Annotated in this window: 18 protein-coding genes and 7 tRNA genes; 12 read left to right on the plus strand and 13 right to left on the minus strand. The window is 66.4% G+C overall.

The genetic code is table 11. The annotated features are described in order from the left end of the window. Window positions 1-8 precede the first annotated feature (8 nt). The 5 genes from adiC to AC5P66_RS16285 form a co-directional block, all read right to left on the minus strand. Window positions 9-1,361: an arginine/agmatine antiporter gene (adiC, locus tag AC5P66_RS16265; protein ID WP_049415369.1), complete on the minus strand. Its 1,353-nt coding sequence runs from the start codon at window positions 1,359-1,361 to the stop codon at window positions 9-11. Window positions 1,362-1,437: 76 nt separating this feature from the next. Continuing rightward, window positions 1,438-2,865, minus strand: coding sequence for a DcaP family trimeric outer membrane transporter (locus AC5P66_RS16270; protein WP_099495737.1), 1,428 nt, complete (start codon window positions 2,863-2,865; stop codon window positions 1,438-1,440). Window positions 2,866-3,379: 514 nt separating this feature from the next. Further along, window positions 3,380-4,219 carry a thiol:disulfide interchange protein DsbG gene (gene dsbG / locus AC5P66_RS16275; protein ID WP_049415375.1) on the minus strand — a complete coding sequence of 280 codons (840 nt, stop codon included), beginning with the start codon at window positions 4,217-4,219 and terminating at the stop codon, window positions 3,380-3,382. Window positions 4,220-4,249: 30 nt separating this feature from the next. Then, complete coding sequence (locus AC5P66_RS16280; RefSeq protein ID WP_099495735.1) at window positions 4,250-5,053, minus strand: redoxin family protein; 804 nt, start codon at window positions 5,051-5,053, stop codon at window positions 4,250-4,252. An 82-nt stretch (window positions 5,054-5,135) separates the two neighbouring features. Further along, window positions 5,136-6,203: a GlxA family transcriptional regulator gene (locus AC5P66_RS16285; RefSeq protein ID WP_049415382.1), complete on the minus strand. Its 1,068-nt coding sequence runs from the start codon at window positions 6,201-6,203 to the stop codon at window positions 5,136-5,138. A gap of 186 nt (window positions 6,204-6,389) precedes the next feature. Here AC5P66_RS16285 and AC5P66_RS16290 point away from each other — a divergent pair, with 186 nt between their 5' ends. The 7 genes from AC5P66_RS16290 (at window position 6,390) to AC5P66_RS16320 (ending at window position 7,726) form a co-directional block, all read left to right on the plus strand. Further along, on the plus strand, window positions 6,390-6,788 hold the full coding sequence (locus tag AC5P66_RS16290; RefSeq protein WP_049440400.1) for a heavy metal-responsive transcriptional regulator: 399 nt from the start codon (window positions 6,390-6,392) through the stop codon (window positions 6,786-6,788). 103 nt (window positions 6,789-6,891) lie between these two features. Continuing rightward, a tRNA-Ala gene (locus tag AC5P66_RS16295) sits at window positions 6,892-6,967 on the plus strand. A 54-nt stretch (window positions 6,968-7,021) separates the two neighbouring features. Continuing rightward, a tRNA-Glu gene (locus tag AC5P66_RS16300) sits at window positions 7,022-7,097 on the plus strand. A gap of 185 nt (window positions 7,098-7,282) precedes the next feature. Then, window positions 7,283-7,358: transfer RNA gene (locus AC5P66_RS16305), tRNA-Ala, on the plus strand. A 49-nt stretch (window positions 7,359-7,407) separates the two neighbouring features. Next, a tRNA-Glu gene (locus AC5P66_RS16310) sits at window positions 7,408-7,483 on the plus strand. Between the two features lie 44 nt (window positions 7,484-7,527). Then, window positions 7,528-7,603: transfer RNA gene (locus AC5P66_RS16315), tRNA-Ala, on the plus strand. Between the two features lie 47 nt (window positions 7,604-7,650). After that, window positions 7,651-7,726 (plus strand) — tRNA-Glu (locus AC5P66_RS16320). Window positions 7,727-7,821: 95 nt separating this feature from the next. Here the strand turns inward: AC5P66_RS16320 and AC5P66_RS16325 are convergent. Beyond that, window positions 7,822-8,238, minus strand: coding sequence for a GNAT family N-acetyltransferase (locus AC5P66_RS16325; RefSeq protein WP_049412306.1), 417 nt, complete (start codon window positions 8,236-8,238; stop codon window positions 7,822-7,824). A 76-nt stretch (window positions 8,239-8,314) separates the two neighbouring features. Between AC5P66_RS16325 and AC5P66_RS16330 the strand changes: the two genes are divergently transcribed. Next, a complete protein-coding gene (locus AC5P66_RS16330; RefSeq protein WP_049438471.1) occupies window positions 8,315-9,271 on the plus strand; it encodes an SOS response-associated peptidase family protein in 957 nt (318 codons plus the stop codon). Between the two features lie 45 nt (window positions 9,272-9,316). Here AC5P66_RS16330 and AC5P66_RS16335 read toward each other — a convergent pair whose 3' ends face one another. Together AC5P66_RS16335 and AC5P66_RS16340 are read right to left on the minus strand one after the other, a co-directional pair. Further along, on the minus strand, window positions 9,317-9,514 hold the full coding sequence (locus AC5P66_RS16335) for a hypothetical protein (protein WP_049412313.1): 198 nt from the start codon (window positions 9,512-9,514) through the stop codon (window positions 9,317-9,319). A gap of 72 nt (window positions 9,515-9,586) precedes the next feature. Next, window positions 9,587-9,967, minus strand: coding sequence for a response regulator (locus tag AC5P66_RS16340; RefSeq protein ID WP_099495733.1), 381 nt, complete (start codon window positions 9,965-9,967; stop codon window positions 9,587-9,589). A 132-nt stretch (window positions 9,968-10,099) separates the two neighbouring features. Here AC5P66_RS16340 and AC5P66_RS16345 point away from each other — a divergent pair. Together AC5P66_RS16345 and AC5P66_RS16350 are read left to right on the plus strand one after the other, a co-directional pair. Further along, window positions 10,100-10,185 (plus strand) — tRNA-Leu (locus AC5P66_RS16345). A gap of 80 nt (window positions 10,186-10,265) precedes the next feature. Then, a complete protein-coding gene (locus AC5P66_RS16350) occupies window positions 10,266-10,688 on the plus strand; it encodes a diguanylate cyclase (protein ID WP_258390901.1) in 423 nt (140 codons plus the stop codon). Here AC5P66_RS16350 and AC5P66_RS16355 read toward each other — a convergent pair. Next, complete coding sequence (locus tag AC5P66_RS16355; RefSeq protein WP_099495732.1) at window positions 10,685-12,511, minus strand: methyl-accepting chemotaxis protein; 1,827 nt, start codon at window positions 12,509-12,511, stop codon at window positions 10,685-10,687. The two genes, AC5P66_RS16350 and AC5P66_RS16355, sit on opposite strands and share 4 nt — an antisense overlap. Before the next feature lie 516 nt (window positions 12,512-13,027). Between AC5P66_RS16355 and AC5P66_RS16360 the strand changes: the two genes are divergently transcribed. Both AC5P66_RS16360 and AC5P66_RS16365 read left to right on the plus strand, forming a co-directional pair. Then, entirely contained in the window at window positions 13,028-14,116 is a 1,089-nt protein-coding gene (locus AC5P66_RS16360) for a DUF5694 domain-containing protein (protein ID WP_111096567.1), read from the plus strand. A 61-nt stretch (window positions 14,117-14,177) separates the two neighbouring features. After that, the gene (locus AC5P66_RS16365; protein ID WP_099495730.1) at window positions 14,178-14,468 is read left to right on the plus strand and encodes a putative quinol monooxygenase; all 291 of its coding nucleotides are present in this window, start codon (window positions 14,178-14,180) and stop codon (window positions 14,466-14,468) included. Here the strand turns inward: AC5P66_RS16365 and AC5P66_RS16370 are convergent. The 4 genes from AC5P66_RS16370 to AC5P66_RS16385 form a co-directional block, all read right to left on the minus strand. Continuing rightward, window positions 14,410-14,712 (minus strand): hypothetical protein, encoded by a 303-nt coding sequence (locus AC5P66_RS16370; RefSeq protein WP_049435379.1) that lies wholly within the window; start codon window positions 14,710-14,712, stop codon window positions 14,410-14,412. The two genes, AC5P66_RS16365 and AC5P66_RS16370, sit on opposite strands and share 59 nt — an antisense overlap. 62 nt (window positions 14,713-14,774) lie before the next feature. Beyond that, entirely contained in the window at window positions 14,775-16,964 is a 2,190-nt protein-coding gene (locus AC5P66_RS16375; protein ID WP_099495729.1) for a PAS domain-containing protein, read from the minus strand. Window positions 16,965-17,172: 208 nt separating this feature from the next. Next, window positions 17,173-19,560 (minus strand): Tex family protein, encoded by a 2,388-nt coding sequence (locus tag AC5P66_RS16380; RefSeq protein ID WP_099495728.1) that lies wholly within the window; start codon window positions 19,558-19,560, stop codon window positions 17,173-17,175. Between the two features lie 207 nt (window positions 19,561-19,767). Then, window positions 19,768-19,983, minus strand: coding sequence for a hypothetical protein (locus AC5P66_RS16385; protein WP_005410085.1), 216 nt, complete (start codon window positions 19,981-19,983; stop codon window positions 19,768-19,770). Window positions 19,984-20,755: the final 772 nt, after the last annotated feature.

The raw sequence follows: 20,755 nt of genomic DNA on the forward strand, positions 1-20,755 counted from the left end.
TGTCGAACTCAGGAACGCTGGGCGCCGGCGCTGATGGCCGATGCCTCGCGGGCGCGCTGCCGCTGCTGGCGGCGCTCCTCGCTGAAGAAGGGATAGAACACGGTGATGAACAGCACGAACAGGAAGGCGTACTGCACGATGGTTCCCGACGAGCCGTAGATCGCCCACAGGCAGTACACGACGGTCAGGCTGGTGAGGGTCCAGAACGCACCGGTATGGACCAGGGTGTGCGAACGTTCGACCACGAAGTAGCAGGCCACACACGAGTAGATGTAGGGCAGCAGGGTCAGCACCACGGCCGCCGACGTGATCACGTCGAACTGGGCGGACGCGGTTTCCGAGGTAGAGGTCACCAGCACCGCCAGGGTCATCAGCACGGCCACGATCAGCACGCCCTTGACCGGCACGTCATCCTTGTTGGTCTTGCTGAAGATGCTCGGGAACAGGCCGTCATCGGAGGCTGCCTTGGCACTCTGCGCGGTCAGCAGGATCCAGCCACCCAGCGAGCCGGCGGCGCCGATGAAGGCGCACAGGCTGACCAGCGCGCCGCCCCAGCCGCCGACCGCCTTGGCCGCCGCCAGTGCGAACGGCGCGTCGGACACCTGCAGTTCCGAGTTCGGCACCATGCCCATGATCACAGAGGAACTGGCGATGTAGGCGATGGCAGCCAGGAACACGCCGGCCAGGGTGGCACGGGCCACGTTCTTCTCCGGGTTCTCGACCACGCCAGCCGTGACCGAAGCCGATTCGACACCGATGAAGGCCCACAGGGTCAGTGCCGCGGCACTGGAGATCGCGCCGAAGTTGGACTCACCGGACACGTTGTAGGCGCCCTTGAAGATATCGGCATCGAAGAAGAACCAGCCGAAGATGGCGATGCCCAGGATCGGCACCAGCGCGAAACTGGTGGTGACCGTCTGCACACGGCTGACGAAGGCCGGGCCGATCACGTTGGCAAAGCTCAGCGCCCACACCAGGATCAGCACCGCGATGCAGCGCACCAGCGGCTCGGACAGGATCGGGAAGAAGTAGCTGAAATAGCCCACCGCGGCGATCGGGATGGCAACGTTGCCGATCCAGTTGGCGAACCAGTAGATGGTATTGGTCTGGAAGCCCATGTAGGGCCCGAACCAGTCACGCGCATAGGCGTACGGACCGCCCGCCTTCGGCGCCAGCTTGCCCAGCTTGGCGAATACGAAGGCCAGCAACAGCGCACCGGCCGTGGTGATCAGCCAGCCCCAGATCGATGCGGTACCGATCTTGGCGAGGCTGGACGGCAACAGGAACACGCCTGAGCCCATCATGTTGCCGGCGACGAGGAAGGTGGCTCCGACCACCCCGATTTTCTTTGCTTCTGCCATGACAATCTCCGGTACTGGCATGAGCCCGGTGCGGCCGGGCGTGGGGACGGTTGCGCTGGCGTAACGCCGCTGGCGCTTACTTGATGAAGTTGTATTGCAGGCTGCCCTGCACCCGGACGGTGTCGCCGCGCGCGCCGCCCTGCTGTTCCAGGCGGCCGTACAGCAGCTCCATGCCCATCGTCCACGACGGCGCCGGGCTCCAGATCAGGTTGAACACGCCGTATCGGCTCTGCCGGAAGGCATCGGCGGCGAGTGCGGCATTCCGCTCCAGGGTCAACTGGCCGAAGATCAGGTTGGAACGCCAAAGCTCGGACCAGTAATGGGTGTAGCCGACGAAGCCACCTTGCAGGTCCAGCGCGTCGAGACGGCCATCGGCACCGACCACCGCGTCCAGCCCGGAGCCGGTCAGGTCCGCGGTGTAGCGGCTGAGGCCGCGCCCGCCGAGTGCGCCGAACAGCAACAGATCGCGCTCGCCCACCGATGCCGAGCCACTGAACTGCATGCCGCCGGCCATGCGCCGGTCACGCTCGCCCTCGCCGTCATAGGCCAGGCTGCGCGCCACCGCGCCCAGCTGAAGATGGCCCCAGTCGCGCTCCATGCGTGCGGTCACGGTCACATCCGGCAGCCGGTTCACTGCGGCCCGTTCATCGCTGGCACCGGCCAGTTCGGTCTTGGGGTCTTCGGCCGCCAGCGTCAGGGTGTTGCCCTTGCCCATCGCGAAGCTGTGGTGGATGCCGGCCACCAGCAGATAGCCGGCGCCGCCGGGACCGGCGAAGTCGAGCGTGTCGGGCAGGCTGTCCGGGTCCATGAAACTGGAGTAACCGTAGCCGGCATAGGTATTGCCAAGCTGGCCATACGCGTGGCGCAGGCGGAACGCGTAGCCATCGCTGCTGCCGAAGAAATCATTCTCCAGGTAGAAGCGCAGGTTGCCGTGCGTGGTCGGGCGCCGCGCCTCGAAGCTGAAGCGGGTCTGCTTGGCGTGGATGTTGAAATTGGAAACATCGCGATGGCTGCCGCCCACCGGCATCGATGAGGGGATGAACTGATCCTCGTCACCGGCCGCACGCGAATCGGCAATCGCATCGAGCTTGGCATAGCCGCCAATGCGGATCACCGTGTCAGTGCCTGGAATGGCAAAGAAGCCCTTCAGATCCGGGTCGGTCGGCCCAGCGGCGCTGTCGGGACGCGAGGCCGCCGTCGAGGGGTCGGCCACCGATTCGCGCTGCGGCAGCACCGGTTGCGCCACACCCGGCACCTGGGTGGGATGCAGCAGGTTGGCGCTGCTGCCAGGTGGTGTCACCGGCGCCGTTACCTGCGCAGCCGCGACAGCGCCCTCGCGTTGTTCGAGCCGATCCAGGCGCTTCTGCATGCCCTCCAGTGCCTGCCGCATGGCAGCGATTTCCTGGCGCAATGCGTGCGCATCCTCCTGACCATTCTGCTGCGCATATGCTGGCGTGACCGCCAGCGCGGTCAGGCAGGCCAGACTCAGTACCGCAAAGCGCATTGCATCCTCCCTGGACGAACATTCGCAGCACACTGACGGCGCGCGCGCAGGCGCAGCTCCGACGTTGCGTTGCCGTTGCTGGAAATGCGGGTACTGCGTCGACGACACCGGCCAGCCTGCGCGTGGCAGGCAACAGGACGATGACACTGCCCCGCCCGTACCGATATCGACGCCCTCAGGGCCGCACTGCCGGAGAGGTGGCGACCGCAGCGGTCTGGGTAACAACCAGGGAGTGAGAACGTCGTGAATGGCTGTGCCGACTGCCCCGGTTCAGGGCGTGTCAGGCGCGGCATCCCTGGCGCGTTGACGCTGTATTCCATGCGTCACAGGCTAATCCGCCTGTCGTTTTTGGCCTTGATTGGAATCAAGGCGCGATGCTTGATGACAGTCACGATTCAGACGTGACGACGAACAGGTGGTGCGCAGCCTGCATCATCCGCACAGGTGACCAAACGCAACAGGCCCGCATGCTGCCATGCGGGCCTGTGGTGTCGCATCACGGCATGGGTGCCGGTCAGCGTGGGCCCAGCACCGTCTGCAGGTCAGCGCCTTGTGGCAGGCCGGCGCGACGCTGCACCTGGCCCTGCGCATCCTGGAACAGGATGCCCGGCGTGCCCTGGAAGCCCATTTCAATCATCAGCACTTGGTTGGCATCGAGCTTGCCGGCGATCTCGCGGCTGATGCTCGGCAGGGCCTTGATGCCACCACGGTCGAACTGGTGTTCGTTTTCCAGCAAGGCCGCACTCGGGTCACGCGCAGACAGGATGGCCGCAGCCTTGGCCGGGCTGTCCTCGCGAATCACGCCGACCATGATGTGGCGCAACTGCACCTTGCCGGCGTCGACCCACGGACGCGCCGCTTCCCAGAACTTGTGGCAGTACGGGCAGTTGGCATCACTGAAGGTATAGACCACGCGCGGCGCATCGGCCTTGCCGTCACGCACCCAGGCACTGGCCTCCAGCTTGGTCCACATCTTGGCCGACATCGGTGCTGCGACCAGCTTCTCCACTGCCTCAGCGGCCACGTCGTTGCCCTCGGCATCGAACAGGCTGCCTACCAGCACATGCTTGCCGTCGGCGGTGACATAGGCTGCGGCCGGCTGCTGCCCGCCCACCACGCCAGCGAATCCACGCAGGCCACCCGGCGCATCGAACTCGGCAACGACTTCAAAACCGTGCTTCTCGATGCCTTTCAGCACTGCGGGGCGCTCGCCTTTCGCCGCTGGGGCCTGAGCGCTCGCTGCCGGCGCTGCCGCCTTGCCCGGCGGGGTCTGGGCCTGGCTGCAGGCGGCCAATGCCAGCATGACCGGCAGCAACAGCACCGCCGGAGCGATGCGCAGGGAAGTCGACAACATGGGAACTCCGTAGTGAGATGCCCGCGCAGGCTACCGCAGCCGGCGCAGTTTGTGTTCAAGACCCGCCGCCGTCAGTTCGCCAAGGTGCAGTTCACGCAGGCGGCCTTCGGCGTCGAAGAACAGCGTCGACGGATAGGCCTGTACACCCAGCACGGTTGACGCCGACGCGGTATCGTCCAGCAATACATTGCCCAGCCGGAGCTGTTCGGATGCGATGAAACCCTTCACTTCGTCCAGGGTTTCCCCCTGGTTGAGGAACACGAACTGCACGTCAGTATGGGTCTGCTGTGCGGATGCCAGCACCGGCATCTCGCGACGGCAAGGTCCACACCAGCTGGCCCAGAGATTCAGCACCACCGGTTTGCCACGGAGCTGCTGCAGGTCGATCCTGCGCCCCTGCAGATCGACCACCTGGACCGCCGGCAGCGGCATCCGCCGCTCCTGCCATGCTGCGAGCAGGTGGCTGCCCGCCGCCCACAGCACCACACCCACCAGCGCCCCCGCCAGCACCGGCGCACGCAACGCGCGCCACAGCCGCAGCCGCCAGGTGCCCCACGCCAGGCCGGCAACCAGCACGACGGCAACGTGATACCCACCGTCGGTGATCTGCAGGATGCTCCAGGTGGCCTCACGGTAGAGCGCGAAGTTCAAGGCCACGAAGCTGATGCGTCCACACAGCAGGCCGATCAGCAACATGTCCAGGACCAGGCTGGCCGCGGAAGGCACTGCCATCCCGTCCTTCGGCCGCGGCCACAGGTGGGCCACCGCCATGGCCATAAGCCCGCACATCAGGATCAGCACCACCGGCATCGGCACCGGTCCAACACTCGACATCAACCCACCTGTCCCATCATCTCGTTGCCTGCATGGTCAAAGCGTCGCGCCCAGGTTGCAAGTGCGACGCCCGCCGCAGGCTTCAGGCCGCGCTGCGCGGCATCTGCATGCCAGGCGCCGGTTGCAGCCCGCGCAGGCTGCCCGCCACCGACGACAACAGCGGTCGTTCGCGCCGATTGTTGTTGACCTGCCGGCGATAGTTGGCCGGCGTCATTCCGACAATGCGCAGGAACAGGCGGCGGAATGCGCTCTGGTCTGCATAGCCCACGCCCCAGGCCACTTCATCGATACCCGCCCCCTGCTGCAGCAATGTCTGCGCCTTGGCGATACGCAACCGCTGGCAATACTCGATCGGACGCAGGCCGGTGGCCTTCAGGAAGCGCCGCTGCAGAGTCCGCGGTTCCAGTCCGGAAACCTCGCAGATCGCTCCGAGCGTGGCCCCACGCGCAGCGGTGGTATGCAGCCAGCGTTGCGCCTTCAGTACGTCGCGATCGCCGTGGGCGAAGTTGGCACTGAAACGCTCCAGATCCTGCTGGATCGCCGCTGGCACCGTGATCCCCAGCTGCTGCGCCACGGAACTCGCTACGCCTTGACCGTGCAGCCGGTACAGCAGGCGCAGGGCGAGGAAGCGCCAGGCCTGGGACCCGGCCACCGTCAGCAGATCACCGTCGTCGACCAGCGCGCGCTCACTGGGCACCCAGCTGGCCGACTGCCCCTGCAGGCCCGGATGGCGCCCGAGGTCCGGCCCACTGACGGTGCGCCCGGCAAGCAGACCGGCGCGTGCCAGCATGCTGACACCATCGCTGGCAGCTGCCAGCAGACTGCCGCCATCATAATGCGCGCGCAGCCAATCCAGCAGGACCTCATCGGCGCGCAGGCAGACGCCTTGACTGATCTGGCCAGGCACGGCGATCACGGCGGGAATGTCCGCCTCGAGCATCTCCGCGCCGGCAATGCGATGCACGCCGGTCTGGCTGGCTGGCACGACCCAGCGGGTCACCAGGACACGCTTGAACGGGCGACGCTGCTGCTGGGCAAGGCGGTTGGCGACATGTGCCATTTCGGTCAGCACGGAGGCGGCCGACGGGTCGCCTCCCGGGTACTCGACCACCGCGACCTCTACGAATCCTTCGTTCCTGAATCCTTCCACAGAGCATCTCCTCGGTTCGTTGCGGGCCATCCAGCGGCCGGTTCAGGCGCAGGGTAGGAACTGCCACGACGGCGGGGCTATGAAGAAAGTTGCAAAGTGCGCTGAATGCGCCGTCAGCGCCGGGAGCTTGACCCTGGACCGGACTCAAGGCTTCAGAATGACCGGCAGCATCCGCAGGAATCCGCCATGAACATTGGTCAACTGGCGCGCCAGGCCGGCGTACCGATCGATACCGTGCGCTACTACGAGCGCCAGCAGTTGCTGCCCACCGCGGCACGCTCGGCCGGGGGCTACCGCATCTTCGGGGAGCAGGACCTGCGCCGGCTGCGCTTCATCCGCCGCGCCAAGACGCTGGGCTTCAGCCTGGAACAAATCGCCGAACTGCTGGCACTCAGTGATCGCCACCCGCAGGACATGGGCAGCGTGCGCGACGCGGCGCAGGCCCGCCTGCAGGACATCGCGCAGCGCATGGCTGAACTGCAACGCATGCACAGCGCGCTCTCACAGCTGGTCGACGCCTGCCCCGGCCACGGCACCCTGGATCAGTGCCCGATCCTGGCGGCGCTGACCGCCGGCGCCGACTGAGTACGTGCGATCGTCGTCCTCCTCGCAACGCGCGTGAGGAAAAGTGCAACAAATGCTTGCCAACCCTCTGGGGCAAGGCTATTATTTCGCTCCTCAGCGACGTGGGGCCATAGCTCAGCTGGGAGAGCGCCTGCATGGCATGCAGGAGGTCAGCGGTTCGATCCCGCTTGGCTCCACCAATCTTTCGGCATTAGGCCGTCGAAAGGTCGCTAAAGAACATTGATGAGAATTGCGTCCCCATCGTCTAGAGGCCTAGGACATCACCCTTTCACGGTGGCGACCGGGGTTCGAATCCCCGTGGGGACGCCACTCATCACGAACAACGAGGACCCGGCCGATAACCGGGTCTTTTTTGTTCACCGCCTACCGGCATTCAGGTTGTGGCGTTGCGGCTCCCCTGCCCTTGGTGGCAAAGGTTGAACCGAAACGAAAAAAGTTCAAAAAAAGCTTCCACAAACGTGAACACGCAGGTATGATAGGCGGCTCGGTAACACGGGGCCATAGCTCAGCTGGGAGAGCGCCTGCATGGCATGCAGGAGGTCAGCGGTTCGATCCCGCTTGGCTCCACCACTTTCGACATTAGGCCGTCGAAAGTTCTACAACTTGAAGTTTTTCGTGCGTCCCCATCGTCTAGAGGCCTAGGACATCACCCTTTCACGGTGGCGACCGGGGTTCGAATCCCCGTGGGGACGCCAGTTTCAAAACGGACTCTGCTCACGGCAGATATCCGGAGTTTCATGGGGCCATAGCTCAGCTGGGAGAGCGCCTGCATGGCATGCAGGAGGTCAGCGGTTCGATCCCGCTTGGCTCCACCACTTCGACATTAGGCCGTCGGAGGATCTACAACTTGAAGTTTTCGTGCGTCCCCATCGTCTAGAGGCCTAGGACATCACCCTTTCACGGTGGCGACCGGGGTTCGAATCCCCGTGGGGACGCCAATTCTTGAAAACCCCGGCTCAGGCCGGGGTTTTTCTTTGCCCGCGACCTGCCATCAAACCGCCCTGCCCGTGGATGGCTTCACCCCGCCCACGGCTCAGAACCGCCGATACATCCCGATCGATGCCGGTGCAGTCGGTGCGAAACCAAACTGCGCGTACAACCGATGCGCCTCGCCATCGGCCAGCAGGCTGACGTACGCCGACGGCGGCAGGTTGGCCTGCATCCAGCCGTCCAGCCGCCGCATCACTTCCTTGCCAAGGCCCTGCCCCTGCAACCGCGGCAGTACCGCGATATCACAGACCTGCAGGTGGCAGCCGCCATCGCCGACGATACGGCCCATCGCCACCAGCTCAGCGCCCTGGTAGGCACATACGCCGAACAGCGTATTGGGCAGCGCGCGGGCGGCTGCTTCGCGGGACTTGGCGCTGAGGCCTGCGAGCACGCGCAACTGGCAGTAGTCCTCGACCGTGGGTACGGCTTCGCGGAACTGGCAGGTGATGGAATCATTCATGCGGCATCTCCGGATGGGTCGGGCTATCCTGCCGCATCCACGTCGCAGCCGCTGCGACCCAGGCCCACAGAGTCCCATGTGCTATTCCGCCCTGATCCGCGCTGACTACGCCAAACTGGTACGCGAGTTCGGCGCCATCCTGTCGCTGGAGGACTTCGCCGAACTGTACGCACACGATCCGGGCAAGAAACGGCCGAAGACCCCTAAGGCGATGGATGACGGATTCGCCGGTGCGCGTACCGAACAGGGGCGGGACATCGTGGCGAAGATCCAGCAATGGCATGCGCAGGAGCAACAGGCACTGGAGGCCGAACTGGCCCGGCAACGCGAACGACGCGATATTGCCCATGCCACGCTGGCCACCCGGCCCACGCAGAAGGCGCGCAACGACCTGCGCGTGGCCGGCAACCGCATCGAGCGCGCACAGGCCCGGCTGGAAGACCTGCATCGGGTGCAGCTGCTGCCGCGCGACAACCGCATTTTCCCAGGCACCTACGCACCGGTGATGGTCAGCGAGAACGGCCAGCGCGTGATCAAGCCCATGCGCTACCAGTGCCGGCTGCCGGACAAGCCGGCGCGCAACGACGTGCTTTACCCCGGTACCTACAATGCGCGGCGCGACAGCCTGGAAGGTTACTGGCGGGGTGCGTTCGGAGTGCGCCATGGCGTGGTGGTGGTGCAGGCGTTCTACGAGCACGTGCCCCGCCACGCCATCGCCGGCCGCACCCTCGGTGCCAACGAAAAGGAAGAGGACGTGGTACTCGAATTCCGTCCCGATCCGCCCCGCGACCTGCTGCTGGCCTGCCTCTGGGCGGAATGGGAAGGGCCGGAAGGCCGCCTGCTGTCGTTTGCCACGATCACCGACGCACCTCCCAGCGACGTCGCCGCTGCCGGGCATGACCGCGGGGTGGTGCCGATCCGCAAGGAACACCTCGACGCCTGGCTCAACCCCGAACCGGATGACCTGGCGCGCCAGTACCGCATCCTCGATGACCGCGAGGAGATCCGTTACGTGTACGAGGAAGCGGGCTGAGCGCCGGACGCAATTGAAAAACCCCGCCTGGGCGGGGTTCCTGGATCAGGGGTGGCCGCCGCACATCGCCTCTTCGCAGAAGGCTTGTTCCTGCAGGCACTGCTCAACCTCACCGCCGCGTGCGATGCAGCTCTTGTAGAGCTGGAAACAGGGCTGGCCGCACCATGCGGCAGACGCCGTACCACCGAAGACCGTCATCGAAAGGACACCCGCAGCAACCATGCGCTTGATCCACTTCTTCATGCCACTCTCCTTGTAGGCCTGAGCATTCAGGCCTTGGCAGCATATCCCTCCTGCCGGTCCGCAGTGGGATGCTCAGGCCTTGACGCTGGAGCGGCCAACCGCACGCGCCAGCGCGCGTGACAGATCGGCCGACAGGTACGGCTTGACCAGCAGCAGGCCGGCCGACATCGGCGCCGGCAGCTGCTCGGCCAGCATCCCGCTGGCCAGCACGAACGGAATGCCACGCGCCGAAAGCGCTGCAGCCACTGGTTCACTGGTCTCGTTGCGGGCCAGCCGGTAATCCAGCAGGGCCACGTCAGGAGTGCTCTGCTCCAGCAGCCGCAGGGCCTCGGACACACTCGCTGCAAGCCCGACCACAGTCGCACCGGCGTGCACCAGCTGCATCTGCAGCAGGGCCGCACTCATTTCGTCGTTCTCGACCACCAGCACCCTCAGGTCCTGCAACACTGTCATCGGCTACCGCTCCTGGAGGCAATTGCTCGCTGGGAGTATAGCTATCAATGGGCCAATGCCGACAGGAACCGCCCTCATAGGCCCTCCTACTATGCATCGCCTGCCGACCTCGGTTACACTCGCACGCTGCCTGCCGGTGTGGCGGAATGGTATACGCAGCTGACTCAAAATCAGCCGGGGGTGACCCCATGAAGGTTCGAGTCCTTTCACCGGCACCACTGCATCAAAGGCCAGGTCCATGACCTGGCCTTTTGCATTTCCCAGGCCCGAGCGCCGGCACTGGCAAGCATGCCCCAGCATGCCCTGCCCGCGCGATTGCCCCTCCTTCGGCGTCCGACGCAGTCGCCTGTCCCACTACTTCCCGCTGCCGGGCGTGATCGAGCACAAACGCCGACGACCAGTTGATCGGCACCGGCGGCGGCTGGCCCGCTACGGCGGCGAGGAGTTCATCGCGGCCCTGCCCGCGCCCGACGCCGCCCAAGCCCTGGGCCTGGGCGGCGTCGAGCGCCGCCATGGAAGCCGCCGCCTGCCCGCCGCAGAGGCCCATGTGACCATCAGCGTCGGCGTAGCCTGGCAGGCCGCGCATGAGCAGGCCGACCCACGAGGCCTGGTCGAGCGGGCCGACCAGGCCCTGTACCGGGCAAAGCATGCCGGCCGCAACTGCGTGCATGCTGCCCCGGCGCTCGAGGCCGGGGAACAGCACTCCGACCGCCGGGCCTAGACCGCGCGCAGCACCGCCGCGCCATGCAGGTTCCCCGCCCCACCGTGCACGCGGAAGCTGGCCACGGTCTGCAGCAGCTGCGCTGACTGCTCCTCCATGCTGCGCGCCGCGGCCGAGGCTTCCTCGACCAGCGCAGCGTTCTGCTGGGTGCCCTGGTCGATCAGATCGACAGCGTGGTTCATCTGCTGGATGTCGTCGCTCTGCTGCTGCGCGGCCGTGCTGATCTCCGACATCAGGTCACTGACCCGGCGCACGTTGACCACGATCTCGTCCATGGTGCGGCCAGCGCTCTCGACCTGCGCGGTGCCGGCGCCGACATTGGCCACCGACGCATCGATCAGTTGCTTGATCTCCTTGGCGGCACTGGCCGAGCGCTGCGACAGTTCGCGGATCTCGGTGGCGACCACGGCGAAGCCACGCCCGTGTTCGCCCGCACGCGCCGCCTCCACCGCCGCGTTCAACGCAAGGATATTGGTCTGGAAGGCGATGCCGTCGATCACGCCGATGATATCGACGATGCGCCGCGAGGATGCGTTGATCACCGCCATGGTCTGGACCACTTCGTGCACCACGTTGCCGCCGCGCGCAGCGACATCGGCAGCCCCACCGGCCAGCTGACTGGCCTGCCGTGCGTTGGTCGCAGTGCGCTGCACGGTCTCGGCCAGGCCCTTCATCGACACGGCGGTCTCCTCCAGCGACGCTGCCTGCTGCTCGGTGCGCTGCGACAGATCGCTGTTGCCCTGCGCGATCTCGGTGGCGCCGACGGCGATGGTGTCGGCGGCGAACTTGATCTGGCCGATGATCGCGGCCATCGCCTCGACCAGCGAATTCACACCTTCGCACAGCTCGGCGATCGGCCCGTTCTTGTCGGCGGTGGACACGCGCCGGGTCAGGTCGCCCTCCTTGGCGGCCGCCACCACTTCACGGGTCTGCGCCACGGCGCGCTGCATGGCCTGGTTCTCATGCACCTGCGCGGTGATGTCGGTGGCGTACTTGACGACCTTGAACGGCTTCCCATTGAGATCCAGGATCGGATTGTAGGACGCCTGGATCCAGACCTCGCGCCCGCCCTTGCCGAGGCGCCGGTACTGGCCGGCATCGTATTCGCCACGGCCCAGCTTCTCCCAGAACTGCCGATACTCGGCACTGCCACGATGCTCGGGCTCGACGAACAGCGAGTGGTGCTGGCCGCGCACGTCGTCCAGGCTGTAGCCGGTGGCGGCCAGGAAGTTGTCGTTGGCCGACAGGATGCGGCCGTCCATACCGAACTCGATCACCGCCTGCGACTTGTCGATCGCCGCCAGCTGCCCGGCCGAGTCGGCCGCCTGCAACTTCTGCGCGGTGATGTCGGTGGCGAACTTGACCACCTTGTAGGGACGCCCCTGCCGATCCAGTACCGGGTTGTACGAGGCCTGGATCCAGATCTCGCGCTGGCCCTTGCCGAAACGCCGGTACTGGCCAGCGTCATATTCGCCACGACCCAGCCGCGCCCAGAAGTCACGGTATGCAGCGCTACGCGCCTGCTCGGGATCGACGAACAGGGAATGATGCTTTCCCTGGATCTCCTCCAGCCGGTAGCCCATCGCCTGCAGGAAGTTGTCGTTGGCCTGCAGGATGGTGCCATCGAGGGCGAACTCGATGACCGCCTGGACCCGGTGCAGCGCCGCAACCTGGGCTTCCAGCTCGGCACGGCCATCCGACACGGCCTCGGTGCCGGTGCGGTGCTGGGGTGCCAGCGCGCCCAACAGGGCACGCCACGGCGACCAACGGGTATGCAGCTCGGCCGGCGCCTGCGCACCTGCCGTGAAGCCTGGAATGAGCATTGTCTGATCCTCGGTGTCCGGTAAGCGGTTGCGACCCGACGGGCGGGATGCCCGACGGCAACTTCAGTTGCCAGGGACTACAGGTGCCAACCGGCACCTCTCGAGCGACTACCAAGAACGTCTGCTGCGGGTGCGATCGGCATTTGGGAGTGGCGGAACACACAGCGCGGGCCGCCCATCGGGGACGGCCTGGGGTCCTGCGGCGGGCCACTGGAGCGGGATCCAGAGGGAATATCGGCGATGCGATCGGTGGCTTTAGCCGGATTCCGCGACGCCCGTCGCAACTTCAGATGCGGCTGCAGGGATGCGGTAGACAATCGCGATGTACTTCACATTCTGCCCCCGCGCGACGGGGACACCGCCGAGCGGTTACGCCAGGCGCCAGCTGGGCATAGCCTTGCCGGGCACGATGCAGTTCAAGCCCAAAAGGTTTGCATGACCAACGGGCGATTCCGCGGCAGGTGAAAACGGCCAGCATGCAGCGAACCGCAGGATGCGCACTGACACGGAGATCGCATGTTCCCACGCTTGGCCAGCTTCCTGATCCTGGGCCTGTGCAGTACCGGCGCCCTCGCTGCAGATGCCACCTATCGGCCCGCCTTTCAGCCGGACCAGCTGAAGGGGCCGCCTGTCGGGCGACCGAACGAGGTGCTGGTACTGGGCACCGCCCACCTGTCCGGCCTGCCCAAGTCCTTCCAGCCCGCCTTGCTTGAACCGTTGCTGCAGCGACTGATCGCCTGGAAGCCCGAGCTGATCGCCACCGAAGACCTGTCCGGCCTCCAGTGCGATTCCATGCGTCGCTACCCGGCACGCTATGCGGAGAGCGTGGCCACCTACTGCTTCGACACCACCGCTGCGCAGGCTGCCACCGGCCTGGACGTGCCCGCAGCGAACGCCCAGGCCGAGCGCCTGCTTGCGACTTGGCCGGACGAGCCGATGCCCGCCCAGCGTCGTCGGCTTGCAGCATTGTTCCTGGCAGCGGGCGAACGCGGCTCGGCGCAGGTGCAATGGCTGCGCCTGCCTGCGTCCGAGCGCAAAGCCGGCGATGGGCTGACGCCGGCCCTGGTCGAGATCCTCGGCAAAGGCCTGGTCCGCCGCAATGAAACCAGCCTGATCGCCGCCGTAGTTGCCGCCCGCCTCGGGCATGAACGGCTGTGGGCCGTGGACGACCACACGGCCGATTCTCCCACACCGGCCGAGGATGAGGCGGCGGCCAGTGCAGCCATCACCGGTGCCTGGAACAATATGCATTCGCGGGCACGACGGGAGGCCGATGAACGCCTCGTGGCCAATCTGGACAAGCCCGGCGGCGTCATGGCGCTGTATCGGGATTACAACAGCCCGGCGGCAGCGATGGCAGCGTACCAGAGCGACTTCGGCGCGACGCTCGTCGAGCCGTCCTCCAAGGCGTTCGGCCGGATGTATGTCGGTTACTGGGAAACCCGCAACCTGCGCATGGTCGCCAACATCCGCGACGTGCTCGGCCTGCACCCTGGCAGCCGAATGCTGGCCATCGTCGGTGCCTCGCACAAGGGCTACTACGAGGCCTACCTCAATCAGATGCACGACGTGCAGCTGGTCAGTACGGACGCAGTATTGCGTTGACCAGGATAGGTGCACGCGATGCGCTGGCACTATCCTGCAAGGCCCGTCTGCAGGTGCCGACATGCTGAAAGTGATCGCCGAGGATTTCATCCATCCCGATGCGGTGGACACCGTGCTTCCCCTGTACCGCGAGCTGGTCGCATGCACGCAGCGAGAGCCGCTCTGCCTCGGCTATGAACTGTTCGTCGACCACAAGGACCCCGGGCATTTCGTCTTCATCGAGCAATGGCCAGACCGCGACGCTCTGGATATCCATTGCGCCAGCGAGCACTTCCAGCGTCTGGTGCCTCAGATCAACGCGTTCCAGCGCGCACCGTGCCGGGTCCTGCTGATGGACGCCGCACGGATGTAGTGCCGGAAGCGAGACGCCCGCCGTCGCCGCGGCCATGCCGCCACAGCAACACGCAGGCCGCAACCGTGCAGGCCAAGCTCAGGACCAGCAGCGCGACCGCGCCTTGCTGCAACACGGGCAACAACGCCTGCGCGTGCGGGTCCCCGCGCAGCTGTTCGGCGCGCAGGCAGGTGGCCAGCGCCAGGCACCAGCCGACCAGCGCCGGGATGAACATGCGTACCGCAACCGGGTTCCAGGCCTTCATGGGTTCACCTGCTTGAGTGAAGATGCGCGCAGTATTCGCGCGCGTCCTCTCACAGGCTGAGATCAGTCCTCGGCGGCGTCGGCATCGTCGCCTGGAAGCCCCGACAGCTCGCCCTGCACCTGCACGTTGTTGCGCCCCAGCGCCTTGGCCCGGTAGCACTGTGCATCGGCAGCGGCCACTGCCTGGTCCACGCTCATGCCCCCCGCCAGGGGCGCGATGCCGATGCTGGCACCGACCCGCAGCCGATGCTGATCCCACGGAATGGACAGCGCTGACAGGGTCTGCAGGAGTTCACCGCCGATCCGCGCGGCACGACGCGGCGTACACCCGGACAGGATCACCGCGAACTCGTCGCCGCCCAGCCGCGCCACCACGTCCGAATCACGCACACCATGTCTCAGCACACTGGCCACCGCCCACAGCACGGCATCGCCGGCCAGGTGGCCCCAGGTGTCGTTGACCGGCTTGAAGCGGTCCAGATCGATGTACATCAGCGACGCGGCCTGCCCGGTGCGCTCGACACGGGTGATCGCCTGCTGCAGGTGCACCTCGAAACCGCGGCGGTTGCTCAGTTCGGTCAGTGGATCGATCTCGGCCAGGTGGCGGGCTTCGCGCTGCCGCGCCCGCTGCTGGGTGTCGTCGCGCAGCACCCACACCGCGCCGCGCACATGGCCCTCGTCATCGCGCAGCCAGGCCCGCGTCAGGTCCACCGGCACCGTTGCCATGCCCAGGCGCAGCAGCAGGTCGGCGTGCAGATCCACCGCGTTGCTCTCCGGGTCCAGCAGTACCGACACATCCAGTACCGAGCCGGGCGCGTACTCGGTGGTCAGCGCCAGCACGTCCTGCACCCTGTGCCCGGCCAGCGACAGCGCGCCATCACCGGCCAGGGTGCGTACCGCGGCCGCGTTGGCATAGTCGATGCGGCCGTCAAGGTTGACGCTGAGCACCAGGTCGGCCACCGCATCCAGGGTGATGCGGCTGCGCTGTTCGCTCTCGAACAGCCGTTGCTCACTGCTGCGCTGGGCGGTGATGTCCTGGATCTGCGACACGAAATGCAGTGGCTGGCCATGCTCGCTGCGCACCAGCGACACCGACAGCCGCGCCCAGATGATGCGGCCGTCGCGGTCGAGATAGCGCTTTTCAAGGTGGTAATGGCTGCGCCGTCCGGCCAGCAGATCCTGCACCAGGGCCAGGTCGGTCTGCAGGTCATCGGGATGGGTCAGGCGCTGGAAGTCGACCTGCAGCAGCTCTTCGCGCGGGTAACCCAGGATCCGGCACAGCGCATCATTGACGTCCAGCCAACGCCCCTCCAGCGACACCAGTGCCATGCCCAACGCCGCCGACGTGAACGCACCTGCGAACTTTTCCGCCGACAGCCGCGCTTCGGCCCGTGCCTGCAGGATTTCGGTGATGTCGATGGCCATGCCGACATAGCCGATGCGTGCGCCATCGGCACCTTCCATGCGGCTGATCGACAGGCGCACCTGGCGTGGCAGGCCCTCCTTGCGCAGCAACGTCCACTGCCGCGAGTAAGTCTGCCCGTCAGCGCGAGCACTGAGCGCTTCGAACACGTCGGGAAGGTTGCCCTCGGCATCGGCCAGCGGCCCCAGCCAGGCTTCCAGTTCCCCCGGATCGTGGAACGCATCGAGCCGGCGCTGGCCGACCACCTCCGCTGCGCTGTAGCCCAGCAGGCGCTCCGCACCCGTGTTGAACAGAGTGATGGTGCCATCGGTATCGGTGGCGATCACCGCTACCTCATCGGACGCATCGACCACGGCCTGCAGGCGTTGGCGGGTTTCGGCCGCGTCCTGCCTCGCCTGCTGCAGCTCGGTGACGTCGGCATGGGCACCGGCCATCCACAGCGGCATGCCCTGCCCGTCCCATTCAAAGACGCGGCCACGGTCCTGGATCCAGATCCACTGGCCGTTCCTGTGGCGCATGCGCAGCAGGCAGGCGTAGTTGTCGCTGCGCCCTTGGAAATGGTCGTCCAGCGCAGCATCGGACAACGCAATGTCATCGGGATGGACCAGCTTCAGGAACGTCTTCTGGCAGATGGGTTCCAGCTCTTCCAGGCGGTAACCGACGATCTCGGCCCAGCGCGCGTTGACCCGCATCTCGCCGGTCTGCACGTTCCATTCCCAGGTTCCCGCGGCGGTACCGTCGATGATCATCGCCAGGCGGCGACGCTCTTCCGCCAGCTCCTGCAGGCGGCGCTCCAGCAGTCCATTGCCGTGGGTGCCCTGGCCCGGCATCAATCCGGTCTCCTGCCGGCACGGGCAGGCGTCGACCGCAGCGCAGCGCTGCGGCCGCCGGTACAAGCAACGGGTGGTGCTGGCGTCATGGCCCTCCCCAGCAACAGCGGGGTGGCCGGACGCCTCCCCTCAAGCGCAAGTGTGCGCAATCACGGGGAAAATCGACAAGTCCCCCGCCACGAATCAAGCGTGACGGGGAACACGGTCCTCAGCTGCGCTTGGCGCGGGCGAAGGCCTCGGCCAGGGCGTTGTTGGCCGGGGGCGCGGACGCGGCAGGACGGCCGCCATTGCCTTGGCCCCGGTTCGGCCCGCGGTTCTGGCCGCCTGCATCGCGGCGCGGCCCCTGCCCATGGCTGCGCTCATCACGCTGGCCCGGGCGGCTGGTGGCTTGCCCGGGGGTATCGTCCAGGCGCCGGGTCAGAGCGATGCGCTTGCGCGCCACGTCCACCTCCAGCACCTTCACCTTGACGATATCGCCGGCCTTGACCACGTCGCGCGGGTCCTTCACGAACGTATCGGACAGGGCCGAAATGTGGATCAGACCGTCCTGGTGCACACCGATATCGACGAAGGCACCGAAGGCCGCCACGTTGCTGACCACACCCTCGAGCACCATGCCCTCGCGCAGGTCCTTGATGTCCTCGACGCCCTCGGCGAAGCGTGCCGCCTTGAACTCGGGGCGTGGGTCTCGGCCCGGCTTCTCCAGTTCCTTGAGGATGTCACGCACGGTCGGCACGCCGAAGGTGGCATCGGTGAACTGCTCGGCCTTCAGGCCGCGCAGGAAGCTGCCATCACCGATCAGCGCCTTGATCGGGCGCGCGGTGCTGGCCACGATGCGCTCGACCACCGCGTAGGCTTCCGGGTGTACCGCCGAAGCATCCAGCGGCTCATCTCCGTCGGCAATGCGCAGGAAGCCCGCGCACTGTTCAAAGGTCTTCTCGCCCAGGCGCGCGACCTTCAGCAGGTCCTTGCGGCGCTTGAACGGGCCGTTCGCATCACGGTGGCGCACGATGTTCTCGGCCACCGTGGCCGACAGGCCGGACACCCGCGACAACAGTGCAGCCGAAGCAGTGTTCACGTATACGCCCACGGCATTGACGCAGTCCTCGACCCGTGCGTCCAGCGCCCGCGCCAGGCGGTACTGGTCAACATCGTGCTGGTATTGGCCGACACCGATGGCCTTGGGTTCGATCTTCACCAGTTCGGCCAGCGGGTCCTGCAGGCGGCGGGCAATCGACACTGCCCCACGTAGCGACACGTCCAGCTCCGGGAACTCCCTGGCCGCGAACTCGGACGCCGAGTACACCGACGCGCCGGCCTCGCTGACCACTACCTTCTGCAGCTTCGGGTTGGCGGCGGCCTTGATCGCTTCACCAGCCAGCTTGTCGGTTTCGCGGCTGGCGGTGCCGTTGCCGATCGCGATCAGTTCCACGTTGTGCTTGGCGCACAGCTGCTTGATCGTCTGCAGCGACTGCTCCCACTGGCGACGCGGCTCGTGCGGGTAGATGGTGTCGGTGGCGACCAGCTTGCCGGTGGCATCGACCACGGCGATCTTGCAGCCGGTGCGGATGCCCGGGTCCAGTCCGAGCACGGTCTTCGGGCCGGCGGGTGCCGCCAGCAACAGGTCCTTCAGGTTGTCGCCGAACACCGCGATGGCTTCGGCTTCGGCCTTTTCGCGGGCCTGGTTGAACAGGTCCAGCAGTAGATGGGTGTGCAGCTTGGCGCGCCAGGTCAGGCGGCACGCATCCAGCAGCCAGCGGTCGGCGGCACGGCCCTGGTCGGCGATGCCGGCCTTGCGCGCCACGCGTCCTTCGGCGTACTGATGGCCAGCCTCGGCATCGCTGCCCGGGTCCAGTTCCAGGAACAGGATCTCCTCGCGGCGCGCACGGAACAGTGCCAGCAAGCGATGCGACGGAATCTTCGCCAGCGCCTCGGCATGCTCGAAATAGTCGCGGTACTTGGCGCCCTCGGTTTCCTTGCCCTCGGCGACGCGGGCACGGATCACGCCGGTCTCGCCCAGCCAGGTGCGCAGTTCACCGACCAGCGCGGCGTCTTCGCCCCAGCGCTCCATCAGGATCGCGCGCGCGCCTTCCAGCGCGGCCTTGGTGTCGGCTACACCCTTGTCGGCGTCGACGAAGGCAGCCGCGAACGTCTGCGGGTCCTGCGTCGGGTCAGCCAGCAGGCCATCGGCCAACGGCTCCAGGCCGCCCTCGCGGGCGATCTGCGCACGGGTGCGGCGCTTGGGCTTGTACGGCAGGTACAGGTCTTCCAGCCGGCTCTTGGTATCGGCGGCCAGGATGTCATTGCGCAGCTCGTCGCTGAGCTTGCCCTGCTCGCCGATGCTGGCCAGCACCGCCGCGCGACGGTCCTCCAGCTCGCGCAGGTAGGTCAGCCGGGTTTCCAAGTTGCGCAGCTGGGTGTCGTCCAGGCCACCGGTCACTTCCTTGCGGTAGCGCGCGATGAACGGAACGCTGGCACCTTCGTCGAGCAGGCCGACGGCGGCGCGTACCTGGGCGGACTGGGCACCGATCTCGTCGGCGATGGTCTGGGCGATCTGCTGGGCGAGCGCGCTCTGGGCGTTCTTGGCGTCGTGCATTGCTTCAGGTCTGTGCCGCATTACGGGAAGACCCCATTCTGGCAACCCACGACGGAGCCGGACAAGGCATTGACAGGGCGCAAGGTTCAGCGGCGTAGCCGGATTGGACGCCGGCATCCTGGCGAAGAGCGGGCTCGGACTGGCCCGGGGCTGGGATGCCGGCGCGGGCGCGCGATGGTGGGCGCGCCCTGCCGCGTGTTGCGAAGGTCAGCGGTAGTGGCGGGCGGCGCGCTGCATGACGATCTCGTCACGCATGCCTTCCAGGGCCATCAGGCGGACCTTGCCGACACCCTGCAGTTCCATGAACCGCTCCGTGTAGAACTCCGGCCCCAGCGCGGTGTCGGCGCGGGATTTGCTGAAGCCGTAGGGCACCACGCCCTTCTCGCCATCCTTGCTACCACCGACATAAAGAACGATTGCCATGTGATGTCTTCCTCCAAATTGCTACTGCGTACTGCGCTCGATGAGCGATGCTGCGAGCTCATCGAGGGAGAGCTTACCGCGTCGAACCTGACTGGAACGTCACGAAGGCTAATGACGATCGGTTGCATGCAGATGACTGCGGGATCGCAGCAGAATGCTTACGGATCCTTAACTTCCGGCTAACGAATCCGTGGGGGATTCCCGCCAACGGCGCAGCCCCTCGTGGGTGGTTTGGTTGGTCGCGGAAAGCCGGTTTCCTGTGGGCTTGCCGGGAGGGTGGGTAGGCCGGGGACGCCGTGAACCCATCCATGGGGGCTTGGCCGCGGCATCCATGCCGCGGACACCCCGCCCTACCCACCCTCCCGGCCGCTGACAGATTCCTGGTGCCTGCCGCCACCCACGGAGAAGAAAAAAGAAGATCAAAAGCAAAAGCAGCTTGGCCGGCTGCTTTTTGTAGAGCCGAGCCCACGCTCGGCTGCTTCCTGGCCCTGTCGCGAAGCCGAGCGCAGGCTCGGCTCTACACGAGCAAGCGCAGCGCGCGACCCGCTTCTGCTGTTCTTTTTCTTTTCCGTGGGTGGTGCAGGCCACAGCCATCTGTCAGAGGGCGGTCGGGTTGGGTTCGCGGGGGTGTCTGATCTGGCCCCCCGTCAGCGGACGCCAAGAAGCGATACTTTGATCGCACTTGGAGGCCCCTTATGTCCCGTATCACCCGTCGTAGCTACACCGATGAGTTCAAGCACCAAGCCGTGGAGTTGGCCGAGTCGCTCGGGCC

This window comes from Stenotrophomonas sp. YJH_SMC_122, assembly GCF_059369535.1.